This window comes from Nonomuraea sp. NPDC050643 (assembly GCF_040654715.1).
In the GTDB taxonomy this organism is placed as follows: Bacteria; Actinomycetota; Actinomycetes; order Streptosporangiales; family Streptosporangiaceae; genus Nonomuraea.
The window spans coordinates 279,449-292,090 of record NZ_JBFAIM010000005.1; the positions used below are offsets into that span (position 1 = coordinate 279,449).

General features: G+C 72.4%; 12 protein-coding genes. 6 read left to right on the forward strand and 6 right to left on the reverse strand.

The features are described from left to right. Nucleotides 1–9 precede the first annotated feature (9 nt). Complete coding sequence (locus AB0I15_RS09085) at nucleotides 10–1,452, reverse strand: glycosyltransferase family 2 protein (RefSeq protein ID WP_358092081.1); 1,443 nt, start codon at nucleotides 1,450–1,452, stop codon at nucleotides 10–12. A 125-nt stretch (nucleotides 1,453–1,577) separates the two neighbouring features. On the opposite strand from AB0I15_RS09085, the gene AB0I15_RS09090 reads away from it, so the two are divergent. Next, nucleotides 1,578–2,099: a GNAT family N-acetyltransferase gene (locus AB0I15_RS09090; RefSeq protein WP_358092083.1), complete on the forward strand. Its 522-nt coding sequence runs from the start codon at nucleotides 1,578–1,580 to the stop codon at nucleotides 2,097–2,099. Beyond that, nucleotides 2,096–3,139: a pseudaminic acid synthase gene (gene pseI, locus AB0I15_RS09095; protein WP_358092085.1), complete on the forward strand. Its 1,044-nt coding sequence runs from the start codon at nucleotides 2,096–2,098 to the stop codon at nucleotides 3,137–3,139. The genes AB0I15_RS09090 and pseI overlap by 4 nt, the downstream gene beginning before the upstream one ends. Here pseI and AB0I15_RS09100 read toward each other — a convergent pair. Both AB0I15_RS09100 and AB0I15_RS09105 read right to left on the reverse strand, forming a co-directional pair. Then, nucleotides 3,136–4,155 (reverse strand): hypothetical protein, encoded by a 1,020-nt coding sequence (locus AB0I15_RS09100; RefSeq protein WP_358092087.1) that lies wholly within the window; start codon nucleotides 4,153–4,155, stop codon nucleotides 3,136–3,138. The two genes, pseI and AB0I15_RS09100, sit on opposite strands and share 4 nt — an antisense overlap. Then, nucleotides 4,152–4,892 carry an NTP transferase domain-containing protein gene (locus tag AB0I15_RS09105; RefSeq protein WP_358092089.1) on the reverse strand — a complete coding sequence of 247 codons (741 nt, stop codon included), beginning with the start codon at nucleotides 4,890–4,892 and terminating at the stop codon, nucleotides 4,152–4,154. The genes AB0I15_RS09100 and AB0I15_RS09105 overlap by 4 nt, the downstream gene beginning before the upstream one ends. A 92-nt stretch (nucleotides 4,893–4,984) precedes the next feature. Here AB0I15_RS09105 and pseB point away from each other — a divergent pair, with 92 nt between their 5' ends. Continuing rightward, nucleotides 4,985–5,962: a UDP-N-acetylglucosamine 4,6-dehydratase (inverting) gene (gene pseB, locus AB0I15_RS09110; RefSeq protein WP_358092091.1), complete on the forward strand. Its 978-nt coding sequence runs from the start codon at nucleotides 4,985–4,987 to the stop codon at nucleotides 5,960–5,962. After that, nucleotides 5,962–7,086: a DegT/DnrJ/EryC1/StrS family aminotransferase gene (locus tag AB0I15_RS09115; RefSeq protein ID WP_358092093.1), complete on the forward strand. Its 1,125-nt coding sequence runs from the start codon at nucleotides 5,962–5,964 to the stop codon at nucleotides 7,084–7,086. The genes pseB and AB0I15_RS09115 overlap by 1 nt, the downstream gene beginning before the upstream one ends. Here the strand turns inward: AB0I15_RS09115 and AB0I15_RS09120 are convergent, their stop codons facing one another. The 3 genes from AB0I15_RS09120 to AB0I15_RS09130 are packed head-to-tail and all read right to left on the reverse strand — an operon-like array spanning nucleotide 7,087 to nucleotide 11,500. Further along, the gene (locus AB0I15_RS09120; RefSeq protein ID WP_358092095.1) at nucleotides 7,087–8,973 is read right to left on the reverse strand and encodes a glycosyltransferase family 2 protein; all 1,887 of its coding nucleotides are present in this window, start codon (nucleotides 8,971–8,973) and stop codon (nucleotides 7,087–7,089) included. It lies immediately after the preceding gene. A 20-nt stretch (nucleotides 8,974–8,993) separates the two neighbouring features. Then, nucleotides 8,994–10,616, reverse strand: coding sequence for a hypothetical protein (locus AB0I15_RS09125; RefSeq protein WP_358092097.1), 1,623 nt, complete (start codon nucleotides 10,614–10,616; stop codon nucleotides 8,994–8,996). Further along, nucleotides 10,613–11,500, reverse strand: coding sequence for a hypothetical protein (locus tag AB0I15_RS09130; RefSeq protein WP_358092099.1), 888 nt, complete (start codon nucleotides 11,498–11,500; stop codon nucleotides 10,613–10,615). Before AB0I15_RS09130 ends, AB0I15_RS09125 begins: the two co-directional genes overlap by 4 nt. A gap of 133 nt (nucleotides 11,501–11,633) precedes the next feature. Here AB0I15_RS09130 and AB0I15_RS09135 point away from each other — a divergent pair, with 133 nt between their 5' ends. After that, nucleotides 11,634–11,882: an acyl carrier protein gene (locus AB0I15_RS09135; protein ID WP_358092101.1), complete on the forward strand. Its 249-nt coding sequence runs from the start codon at nucleotides 11,634–11,636 to the stop codon at nucleotides 11,880–11,882. Then, nucleotides 11,857–12,615, forward strand: coding sequence for an SDR family oxidoreductase (locus tag AB0I15_RS09140; RefSeq protein ID WP_358092102.1), 759 nt, complete (start codon nucleotides 11,857–11,859; stop codon nucleotides 12,613–12,615). Before AB0I15_RS09135 ends, AB0I15_RS09140 begins: the two co-directional genes overlap by 26 nt. The last annotated feature ends 27 nt before the right edge of the window (nucleotides 12,616–12,642 follow it).

Sequence of the window (12,642 nt, forward strand, 5' to 3'; positions counted from 1 at the left end):
TGTCTGGAACTACTGGGTGATGTCCATGCCGGTTCTTGACCAACCCGGCACCGAAAACCGCCACACGGAGTTGGCGTCCCCGTCCCGCGCCCAGCCCTTGAACACCAGGCCACGGGTCTCGACGCGGACCTGGAGGCGCCAGCTCGGCCCTCCGCCCTCCAGCCGCCCGGGGTCGACGGTCGCAACGACGCCGTAGCGGCCCGCGCGCCGCGTCTCCAGTGGGATCCGGCGCTGTCCGTCGCTGAGCCAGAGGGCGACCTTGTCCACCTTGCGATCGACGCGGTGGATGGAGGCGTGGGCGCGCAGGCGGTACTCGGTGCCCGTCCACTCGCACTCCTCGACCCTGGCGATCAGCTTGAGCTCGTCGCGGGCGTCGAAGACCTCGTCGGGGATGCGCAGACGCCGGTCGCGGAAGAAGGGGTAGTCGCCGTACCAGTTGGTGGTACGCCAGCCGCGCGGGCGTACGCGGGTGGCGTCCTCGCGGGCGCGGCGGAACTGCCTGACCGTGCGCAGCTCCGCGACCAGGCCGCGCCTGAGCAGGTGCAGCTCCAGGCGGCGCAGCGACGGCGCCCCGGCCAGCACGCGGGGGCCCAGCTCGGCCAGCCAGCCGCCGCTCAGCTCCAGCAGCGGGCCGGGGTCCTCGCAGTGTTCGAGCGCCTGGAACAGGAACACGATGTCCTTCTCCAGCACGAGCGCGTCGAAGCCGTCGAGCAGTTCGGGGGCCCGGTCGTCGAGGAAGGCCCGGACGGCGCGGATGGCCGTCAGGCGCTCGTTCAGGTTGGCCAGCTCGGCCCGGCGCTGCGTGATCGAGGTCTCCCCCGCGTCGCGCTTGCGCCAGTGGTAGACCACCTCGCCCAGCATGTCGACGCTGGTGGCCAGCACGTGCGCCTGCATGGCGACGGGCACGTCCTCGTAGATCCCGGCCGGGAACGCCAGCCCGCTGCGCTCCCAGAAGTCGCGCCGGTAGACCTTGTTCCACACCGTGCGATCCCTGATCAGCACCTGCTTGTCCGTGATGTGGGTGCACAGCTCCGGCCGCCTGAACACCTTCTCGTGCAGGATGGACTCCTCCAGCTCGCCGTCCACGAGCCGCCCCACGGCTCCGCACGCCAGGTCGGAGCCGGTCTCCGCGAGCTTGCCGACGAGCAGCTCGTACGCCTCGGGCGGCACGACGTCATCGCTGTCCGCGAACGCCAGGTAGGCGCCGCGGGCGTGCCTGATCCCCTCGTTGCGGGCCGGCCCCGGCCCCCGGTTGCGCTGCCCGATGAGGACGAAGCGGTCGTCGCTCGCGGCGAAGTCCTCGGCGACGCGCCGGCTGCCGTCCACCGAGCCGTCGTCGACCAGGATCACCTCCAGGTCCTCCAGGGTCTGGGCGGCCAGCGACTTCAGGCACTCGGTGATGTACGGCTCCACGTTGTAAACCGGAACGACGATGCTGAGCAGGGGGATCATGCCGAATTGCTCCTTGGCTCGGTATGGCATCGAGGGCAGCATGCCCGGATGGCCGGGCGGATTCCGTGTCCGATGCCTGTCCCTGATGAGCTCTTTACCGGACGCGTAATCCGCTACGTTGTGCAATGGATCGAGCACGAATAGTAGGGGGAGCGGTGCTGAGGAGCGTCCGGGACGATGATCTGCCGGTTATGCGCCGATGGCGCAACCACCCGCGCGTGCGTGCCGCCAGCTTCGCCACGCACGAGATCACGGAGGAGGAGCACGCCCGGTGGTGGGCGGCCACCCGCGCCGACACGGACCGGCACGTGCTGATCTACCACCATGACGGGGCCGCCGCCGGGGTGGTGAGCTACGCGGGCCTGTCGCCCGAGAGCGCCTACTGGGGCTTCTACCTGGACCTGGACGGTCTGGAGCGCTCGGGGGCGCTGCTGCCGGCCTGGGTCGGGCTGGAGCGGGCGGCCATCGAGCACGCCTTCGGGCCGCTGGGGCTGACGGCCCTGCACGGCGAGGTGCTGGCCGACAACGAGCCGGTCAGGCGGCTGCACAGGCGGTTCGGGTTCGCCGAGGTGCGGGTGTACCAGCGGGATGTGGACGGGGAGCCGCGCGACGTCGTGGCGCTCGAACTGAGGAAGGAACAGGCATGATCTCCATCGGGGGGCGGGCGATCGGGCCCGGCGAGCCGCCGTACATCGTCGCCGAGCTGTCGGGCAACCACAACGGGAGCCTGGAGCGGGCGCTGGCCATCGTGGACGCGGTGGCCGCGGCCGGGGCGCACGCGCTGAAGCTGCAGACCTACCGGCCCGACACGCTGACCGTCGACTGCGACGGCCCGGCGTTCCGGCTGGGAGACGAGCACGAGCTGTGGGGCGGGGAGAGCCTCTACCGGCTCTTCGAGCGGGCCCACACGCCGTGGGAGTGGCATGAGCCGATCTTCGAACGGGCGCGGGGGCACGGGCTCGCCGCCTTCTCGGCCCCCTTCGACCCCACGGCGGTGGAGCTGCTGGAGAAGCTGGGCGTGCCGGCGTACAAGATCGCCTCTTCGGAGATCGTGGACCTGCCGCTGATCCGGCTCGTGGCCGCCACCGGCAGGCCGCTGATCATCTCGACGGGCATGGCGACGGCCGGGGAGATCGACGCCGCGGTGTCGGCCGCCCGCGAGGCGGGCTGCACGCAGCTCGCCGTGCTGTCGTGCACGGCCGCTTATCCGGCCGAGCCGTCCGAGAGCAACCTGCGCTCGCTGCCGCTGCTGGCCGCGCTGACGGGAGCGGTCGTGGGGCTGTCCGACCACACGCCGGGGCTCGGGGCCGCACTGGCGAGCGTGGGCCTCGGGGCCTGCCTGATCGAGAAGCACGTCACGATGGCGCGGGCCGACGGCGGGGTGGACGCGGCCTTCTCCCTGGAGCCGGCCGAGCTCGCGGCGCTGGTGGTGGAGAGCGAGCGGGCCTGGCGGTCGCTGGGGAGCGCCGTGATCGGGCCGCGCCCGTCCGAGCGCGAGGGGCTGCGCTTCCGCCGCTCCCTCTACGTCGTATGCGACGTCCGCGCCGGCGAGGAGGTGACCCCGGCCAACGTCCGCTCGATCCGGCCCGCCGGCGGTCTGCCGCCCGACGCCGCCGCCGAGGTGATGGGCCGGCGCTTCACCCGCGACGTGCCCCTCGGCACGCCGCTCGGCTGGGACCTGGTCTAGATCGCCCGGCCGGCCATCCTGAGCAGGGCGTCGGCGACACGCTCCCGGCCCCTGCCGTCCACCAGGCCACGGCCCCGGCGGCCGTGCTCCTCGCGGACGGCGGGGTCGGCGAGCAGACGGGACAACACCCCGACGGCCCCCGCGCCCACAGAGGCCGCCGGTGACGGCGCGTCCGTCAGGGACGGTGACCGGCCGAGCCCGGCGGCCACTCCCCGGCCGACGAGCTCCTCGTAGCCGATGAGCTGGTTGCCGGCCACCCAGGTCAGCGCCGTGGGCACGCCCAGGTGGCACAGCTCCCAGATGGCCGAGCCGGCGGCGGTGACCACGAGGTCGGCCCCGGCCATGAGCTCGGGCAGCCGGTCCGTCGGCGGGATCACCGTGATCGGGCCGCCCGCCTCGAACGGCGCCGGGCTGACGACCGTGCCGTGGAACGGCCGCCCGGTCGCCAGGAGCGCTCGCGCCCAGGCCGGGGCGACGCCCGCGCTGTCGGTGCCGCCGAAGAAGCACAGCACCCGGGGCACCCGGCCCCCGCCCGCCGCCCGCCCGAGCCGCCGCACGCTGTCACGCAGCAGCACGTACGGGGCTCCGGCCAGGCGCTCACCGTGGAAGGGCCGCCGTTCGGCGCCGAGGTTCTGATCCAGGTAGAGGTCGGCCTCCTGGCCCAGCGGATCGCCGTCCACGATCGCCAGCACCGGCAGGCCGGCCTTCCGCAGCACCGCCCCCGTCCCCTCCGGCAGGCGGTAGGAGTCGAGCACCACGGCGCCGAGCCTTAGCCGCGCCGCCAGCGCCGCCAGCCCGGCGGGCTCGGCCGGTGCCGGGACCAGCGTGAACCCGCGTCCGTTGAGCTGCGCCAGCGCCCACGCGGAGTCGCGTACCTCGCCGAGGAAGACCACCTCGGTGCCCCGGGCGCTCAGCTCCTCCGCCAGCGCCACGCAGCGCACCAGATGCCCGACCCCGCTCCCCGCCCCGGCGTCGCAGCGGAAGCCGACCCGGACGGGGCGCGCCTCGTCTTTCACGCGTCCTGCAACGCCTTCTGCCGCACGTGGGCGTTGAGCCCGCACACCTCGGGCCGCTCGCGCAGCCAGCCCACCAGGGTCCTGACCGGCAGGCAGCGGTCGCCGAACTCGTCGACCACGGCGGAGATGAGCCGCCAGTCGTCCTCGGTGTCGAGCGTGACCCGCAGGTCGTCGGCGACGGGCCGGTAGGCCAGCCCGAGCAGCCGGGCGTCGCCGGGGTCGGCGTAGATGGAGGAGGTGACGTGGGTGCGGTGGTAGGCGGTGGCCTCCTCGTCGGCCCGCCGCAGCGCGGGCCGGCCCGCGATCTCCACGTCGAGGCCGCGCGGCAGCGTGCCGGCCAGGCTCGTGCCCAGGTAGTCGAGCCCGGGTACGGCCCGGAAGACCAGCGCCGCCTCCCTGATCACGACGGGGTCCAGCAGCGGGCAGTCGGCCGTGAACCGCATCACGGCATCCCAGCGCCGTCCGTCCAGCGCCCGCATGAACCGGGTCAGCACGTCGTCCACGGGCCCCCGGTAGGAGGCGACCCCGAGTCGCTGACACTCCGTGACCACCGCGTCGTCGGCCGGCTCAGTAGTGGTGGCCACGACGAGATCGTCCAGGGCCCCGGCCTCGCGGGCGGCGCGGACCACCCACCCCAGCACAGAGCGTCCGCCCAGGTCGCGCAGTACTTTTCCGGGCAGGCGGGTGGACCCCATGCGAGCCTGAACTATTCCGACAATACGCAACCGAAGCCCCATTCCCCCATGTGACCCTGCGTGGTCGTTCGATCGCGTTATGCTACATGCTGCTCAGACGACTACAGCGCGTAAGCGCGATTTCAGGGGGCCACGTGAGCATTCTCAGTGGATCGTCGATTCTGATCAGCGGAGGAACGGGGTCCTTCGGCAAAGCCTTCATCCGCCACGCGCTCGACTCTCTCGGAGTCCGGCGCCTGGTGGTCTTCTCCCGCGACGAGCTCAAGCAGTACGAGACCAGGCAGCTCTTCAGCGACGACGAGCGGCTGCGCTGGTTCATCGGTGACGTCCGCGACCGCGACCGGCTGTCCCGCGCCATGCACGGCATCGACTACGTGGTCCACGCCGCGGCGCTGAAGCAGGTGGACACGGCCGAGTACAACCCGTTCGAGTACGTCCGCACCAACGTGGCCGGATCCCAGAACATCGTGGAGGCCGCCATCGACTGCGGCGTGCGCAAGGTGGTCGCGCTCTCCACGGACAAGGCGTCCAGCCCGATCAACCTCTACGGCGCGACGAAGCTGGTCGCCGACAAGCTGTTCGTGTCGGCCAACCACTACGCCGCCGCCCACGAGACCCGCTTCGCCGTGGTCCGCTACGGCAACGTGGTCGGCAGCAGGGGCTCGGTGATCCCGCTGTTCCAGCGGCTGGCCGAGCAGGGCGGCAGCCTGCCGATCACCGACAAGCGCATGACCAGGTTCTGGATCACGCTCGAGCAGGCCGTCAGGTTCGTGGTCGACTCGTTCGACCTCATGCAGGGCGGCGAGCTGTACGTCCCCCGCATCCCCAGCATGCGCATCACCGACCTGGCCGAGGCCCTGGCCCCGAACAGCTCGATCTACGAGGTCGGCATCCGCCCGGGCGAGAAGCTGCACGAGGAGATGATCGGCCCCGACGACGGCCGCAGGGCGCTGCGGCTGGCCGACCGCTACGTGGTCCAGCCCACGATCGCGACCTGGGGCTACGCGCCGCCGCAGGCCGGCGAGCTGCTGCCCGAGGGCTTCTCCTACCGCTCCGACACCAACGAGCACTGGCTGTCGGTCGACGACCTGCGCGGCATGGTGGCGGGCTGATGCTGCCCTACGGACGGCAGTCCATCGCGGAGTCCGACATCGAGGCGGTCGCCGAGGTGCTGCGCGGCGACTGGCTGACCACGGGCCCCGCGGTGGCCAGGTTCGAGGCGGAGCTGGCCCGCTGGACGGGCGGTGTGCCCTGCGTGTCGGTCACGTCGGGCACCGCGGCGCTCCACGTCGCGTACGTGGCGGCCGGGGTACGGGCGGGCGACCAGGTGATCACCTCGCCGCTCACGTTCGTGGCCACGGCGGCCACGGCCGCGCTGCTGGGCGCGCGGGTGCTCTTCGCCGACGTGCAGCCCGACACCGGCAACCTCGACCCCGACGCCGCCGCCGCGCTGGCCACCTGCCGGACGCGGGCGATCACGGCGGTGGACTACGCGGGCCATCCGGCCGACTACGACGAGCTGCGGGAGGTCTCCGACCGGATCGGGGCGGTGCTGGTGGCCGACGCCGCGCACTCGATCGGGTCGGCGTACAAGGACCGGCCGGTGGGGTCGCTGGCGGACCTGACGACGTTCTCGTTCTTCCCGACCAAGACCGTGACCACGGCGGAGGGCGGGGCGGTGGCGGCGGCCGACCCCGAACGGCTCGGGCGGGCCGCCCGGTTCAGGAACCACGGCCTGGTACGCGACCCCGCCGGGCTGCGCGCTCCCGGCGAGGGCGGCTGGCATCAGGAGGTGCACGAGTTCGGGCTCAACTACCGGCTGCCCGACGTGCTGTGCGCCCTCGGGATCAGCCAGCTCGCCCGGCTCGAAGGCTTCCGCGAGCGGCGTACGGAGCTGGTCGCGCGCTATCACCGGCTGCTGCGCGACGTCCCCGGGCTGGCGCTGCCCGTCCAGCGCGCCTACGTGCGGCCGAGCCGGCACCTCTACCCGGTCAGGATCCTCGGCGGGCGCAGGCGCGAGGTCTACGACCGCATGCGCGCCGCCGGGATCGGCGTGCAGGTCAACTACCTGCCGGCGTACTGGCATCCGGTGTTCGAGGACCTCGGCTACCGGCGTGGCCTCTGCCCTCAGGCCGAGGCCTACTACGCCGAGGAGCTGTCGCTGCCGTTGTTCCCCGGCCTGACGGACGCCCAGCAGGACCGGGTGGCGCAGACGCTGGCCGGCATCCTCGCCTGATCACCGCTCGGCGAGCATCAGGCAGCCGTCCTCGCCCCTGTCGATGAGGAAGCGCCGGTCCGCGACGGTCGCGACCGGCCGCTCCTTCGTGCGGACCAGGGGCCGGATGGGCCGACCCTGGTCGATGACGACCTCCCACCACGACTCGTGGCCCACGCTCTCGTCGATGTCGGCCAGCGGCACCCGGGCGTGGAAGTCCTGGCCCGCCAGCACGACCGGGAAGTACATCTCCTCGCCGTCGCTCCTGCGCCGCAGCCGCAGCACCGGATCGCCGTCGCCGACGTCGGACATCTCCCCCGAGAACACCAGGTCCCCGCCGTCCACCCGGCACTCGCCGATGACCGCCTGCGCGTTGCGCAGCCGTACGCCCCACGCCCCCTTCGCGGTACGCACGGGCACCAGCCACACCCCCGACCTGCGCCGCGGCGCCGGGACCAGGGGCGGCAGCCAGCGCGGCCCGGCCACCCTGCCGTCGAGCCGCAGCCCGTTGCCCCGCAGCCGCAGGCACAGGTCCCAGTGGCCGCGCCGGGCGAGCTGCGCCCGCGACAGCGCGGCCGGGTCGAACGTGAACGCGAACGGGAACGCGTGCTCGGGCAGCCGGACGCCGTCCTCCTGCTCGACCCGGTCCCACGTGGCCGCGCTCTCCTCCTCCGACAGCAGCACGCTCTCGCCCGTGCCGCGCTCCTCCATCCAGACCCGCACGCGCACCCGGCGCAGGTCGCCCACGTCGAACGTGCCGAGCGCCACCCGGCCCGAGCCGCGCAGCACGCCGTCCCTCCAGTCGAGGCTCACCAGCCTGGCCTGCAGGCCCAGCTCGCCCGAGACCTCCGACAGGTGGCCCGGCATCGCCGGGTGCCTGCCGTACCAGCGTCTGCGCAGCAGGCCGGACGGGCCGACCTTGGGCCACAGGCTGCCCTGCCTGGCCTGGGTGAAGACGCCGGACAGCTCCTCCAGGCGGCGCCGGTGCAGCAGGTGGACCTGCAGGCGGCGCTCGAACGGGATGCTCTGCCAGGCCTCGCGCGACACGCCGTCGAGGTAGCGGACGGCCAGGTCGACCAGCTCCGGGTCCGCCGACGGGCCCATGGCGGCCAGGGCCTCCACGGCTACGCCCATGTCGATGTCGAGCGTGTCGCGGTCGAAGTCGGGCTTGAGCCTGGGCGCGTCGCGGGCGAGCAGGTCGGCCGTCTGCAGCACCGACAGCAGGCGGTCGCGCAGGTTGCCCGGCTCCAGGCGGCGCTGGGTGATCGAGGCACCGGGCTCGTCGCGCTGCCGCCAGTGGTAGACGATCCTGGCCAGCACGTCCACCGAGCGGGCGCCGACGTGGGCGGCCATGGCGACGGGCTGGTCCTCGTACATGCGCTCGGGGAAGCTGAGGCCCAGACGGTCCCAGAAGGAACGGCGGTAGACCTTGTTCCAGAGCATGCGGTCGCGGATCAGCAACGGGTGGCGGGTGATGTGGGTGCGCTTGGCCGGCTTGGCGAACGCCTCCCGGTGCGCCCACGACGGGATGAGCAGATTCCGGTAGAGGCGCATGACGTTGCCGCAGGCCAGGTCGGAGCCGGTGGTCTCCAGCGAGGACACCATGCGCTTGAACGCGTCGGGCGGCACGGTGTCGTCGCCGTCCACGAAGGCCAGGTAGCGGCCGCTCGCGTGGCGCACGCCGATGTTGCGCGCGTGCCCCACACCCCGGTTGCCCTGCCTGATGAGACTGATCCGGCCGTCGCCGGCCTGCCTGGACTCGACGACGGCCGGACCACCGTCGCCGCTGCCGTCGTCCACGCAGATCACCTCCAGATCCGCCAGTGTCTGGGCGGCGATGGAGTCAAGGCAGGGTCCGATGTACTTCTCGACGTTGTAGAACGGGACGATCACTGACAGAACCGGCACTTGCACTCCTCATCGTTTCGTCAGCCGGACAACAGGCGTATGACACGGCGGGCGACCTTGCCGGGGCGCGCCAGGCGGCGGGAGAGGCGGTATCCGAGCGTCCGCCGGTAGGCGCCGGCCTTGCGCTGGGTCCTGCGCAGCTTGGCCTTGGCCCTGACCAGCTCGCGTTCGCGATAGGAGAGCTTGGTCTCCAGGCGCGAGATCCGCGCCAGCGCCGCGGTGAGCTGGTCGGCCAGGCGGTCTCTCGCGCCCAGCAGGTCGCGGTAGGTGGGCGCCTGCTCGGCCAGCTCGGCGGGCCTGCCGAGGTCGGCGTCGAGCTTGCGGGCCCGGTCGAGGTCGCCGGGGTCGCAGGGCCGCCCGGCCATGCCGCACAGGGTCAGCGTGAGCTGGTCGGCCTCCAGCGGCCAGGGCCACGGGTGGTGGTGACCGGCCGCCAGCAGCCTGACGGCGAAGCGCCACAGGATCCGGCACAGGACCACACGCGGCTCGGGCGTCCTGGACGAGCCCGTGGACGACCCGCTGGGCGGGCTGATGGCGGCGAAACGCGCGCCGTCGTGGACCAGGCCGTCGGCCGACGCCGACGGGTCGCCGCCCGCCTCGACCCAGGCGGCCAGGCCGGCGAGCAGCTCGCGGACGGCCTTCACGTCCTCGCGGGCGCACGCCTCGACCAGGATCTCCTCGAGTACGCGGCCCGCGGGGATCTCGTGCTCCTCGCCGCCGGGAAGGCGCCGGGTGCCCGCGGAGGTGAGCTCGTACAGGGACGAGCCCTCCTCGATGAGGCCCAGCGGCAGCTCCACCGCCCGCGCCCGGTCCGTGCCGTGCGGCGGGCGGGTGGCCACGGCCAGCCACAGCGGGGCCAGCTCCTCCCCCAGCCGGTGACGGAACACCAGCCTGGTCAGCCTGAGGGGATCGGCCACCAGCATGCGGTCGCCGTCCCTGGCGCTCAGCGGGAACGTGAGCGCCTCGGGCAGGTCGAAGGCGAGCGCCTCCCTGGACAGCAGCGAGCGCGGCGCCTGCCTGCCCGGGTAGGCCGCGTAGCACCGCTGCACGCTCAGCCCCGCCGACTCCAGCCCGAGGTCGAGCGCCCCGGGGCCGCTGGGATAGCTGGGGTCGAAGCCGTGCGGCGCCCACTGGTCGTCGGCGCCCTCCCGGTCGGCGGGCCTGGCCTCCACGAACCGGTCCACGCCCAGGTCGTTGCGGACGCCGAGCAGCAGCCGCCCGCCCGGCGCGACCAGGTCGGCCAGCGCCTCCAGCGACTCGTTCCAGGCCGCGGCGGGCGCCTCGGCGGAGTGCGTGCGCAGCAGCCCGTCGAGCGCCAGGACCAGGTCGTACGGCTCGCCGGCGTCGAGCGCCTCCAGACGCCCGCAGAAGACGTCGAGCACGGGATGCCGCTCCCCCAGCGCACAGGCGTCAGGGTAGGAGCGCAGCAGCACCGCCGCCGAGGCGGCCCGCGCGACCACGTCGTCCACCAGCACCAGCGGGTGCGGCCCGACCAGCAGCACCCGGCCGCCCGCCGGGACCAGCCGCCTGATCAGCTCCAGGGCCGCGCCCCGCCAGTCCGTGACGCCGGCCAGGTTGCCCATGTCCGACCACAGCAGCATCTCCCCGCCGATCAGCCGGACGTTCTCGGGTGCCTCGTTCATCTGCGGCTCCCGCAGGCGACTGCGCTCTCCCGCGCCCGCTTCCATCCGAACATTCGCCGTAGCTCCTCCGGTGTCGCCTGATACTCGAATCCCAGCTCGCGCCGCGCCACTTCCACCGCCAGCCCGGGATCGACGCTCGTGCCGTGCAGTTCGGGCCAGAGACGCATGCGGCGGGCGGTGCCGCCGTATTCGGGACGCTCGTCCTCGAACTGCATCGGATCCCCGTACACGGCCACGTCGCATCCCACCGAGGCGCCGTAGAACAGCGCGCTGCCGAGCCGGTTGGAGGCCACCCTGCGGTGGCGCCGCAGCTCGACGAGTTGCTTGCGCAGGAAGTCGCGGCCTTTCCCCTCCCAGCGGGAACCGCGCTCGCCATGGCAGATGACCCGGAATCCCCTCGATTCATATGATTGCCGAATGTCCGGATTTGCGAATTCCAGCCAATAAAGGCAGACCGTGACCGGACCAGTCTCGACATTTCGTATTTCGTCGGCGAGCCGGGCGTGGTCACCGCTGACGGAATGCTTTTCCCAGCCGTGAAAGGGATACCAGATCGTACCCTTGCGATCTGGCCGCACACCCAGATCGGGCTCAAGGTAAAGAAGGTAAATCCAGGGCGCCCCGATCAGGTAGTGGCCCCGGCGGCCCATCGACCAACCCCGGCGGCGCAGCACGTCCGACCAGATGAAACGGGGATAACCGGGGCTGCACCAGTGGTCGTTGGGCGGAAATCCATGGAGATAGTTCCATCCATGCTGGAGGAAACCTTGGATGCGCTTTGGCGACTCCTCCGGCAGGCCACAGTATCTGCCGAGTATGCGGGAGTGCCCGTACCAGTGATTGGATTCGTCCATCATTTCCCCCGTACGGTTGCCGTGTCCCATCCGACATTCCCAGCCCCCAACACGGGTCACGCCTCGTTATACGGTTCCATTACCCAGGCCGGAACGTTGGTTTCTCATGGATCGCGATTGCGGCTACACTGCGTCGTGGCTTGAGGACAGAGAGTGAGTGATCATGAGTCATCTCGATCGCCTGCGGGCCGTCTTCCGCACGGCGCTCAACCTGCCCGCCGACACCGACGTCGACGACCTTGAATACCGGGCCATCCCGCAGTGGGACTCCCTGGCCCACATGGCGCTGATCGCGGCCATGGAGGACGAGTTCTCCGTCATGATCGACACCGACGAGATGATCGACATGAGCTCGTTCACGAAGGCGGCCGAGCTGCTGGAGAGACATGGCGTCGGCGCCGCCGCCCGCTGACCCCAGGGTCGCCCTGGTCACCGGCTCGACGACGGGGATCGGCCGGGCCGTGGCGCTCGCGCTGGCCGCCCGCGGTCACGAGGTCGTGCTGCACGGCCGCGACGAGGAGCGCGCCGCGAAGGCGGCGGCCGAGGCGGCGGCCACGAGCGGCGGCCCGGTGGGCTCCGTCCACGGCGACGTGGCCGATCCCGCCCAGGTCTCGGCCATGATGCGGCAGATCCACCTGCGGCACGGGCGGCTCGACGCCCTCGTGGTCAACGCCGGTGTGCACGAGGCCGGGCTGCTCGGCATGACCCGCCACGAGAGCGTCAACCGGCTCTTCGAGGTCAACGCCATCGGCGCCACCCACACGCTGCAGGGCTCGGTCAGGCTGCTGCGCCGGGGCACCTCGCCCGCCGTCGTGCTGGTCTCCTCGGTCATGGGCCGGGCGGGCGGTCCGGGGCAGGCGGTCTACTCCGCCACCAAGGCGGCCGTCATCGGGCTCACCCTGGCCGCCGCCAAGGAGCTCGGGCCCGCCGGGGTCAGGGTCAACGCCGTGGCGCCCGGCTACATCGAGACCGGCATGCTCTCCACGCTCGACGACGAGGCCCGCGCGGCCACGGTCGCCAAGACCCCGCTCGGCCGGCTCGGCGGCCCCGACGACGTGGCCGACGCGGTGGCGTTCCTGCTGTCGCCGGAGGCCCGCTTCATCACCGGCCAGGTGCTCGGCGTGGACGGAGGGCTGGTGCCGTGACGTGCGTGGGAGAAGGGCCGGGTGCCG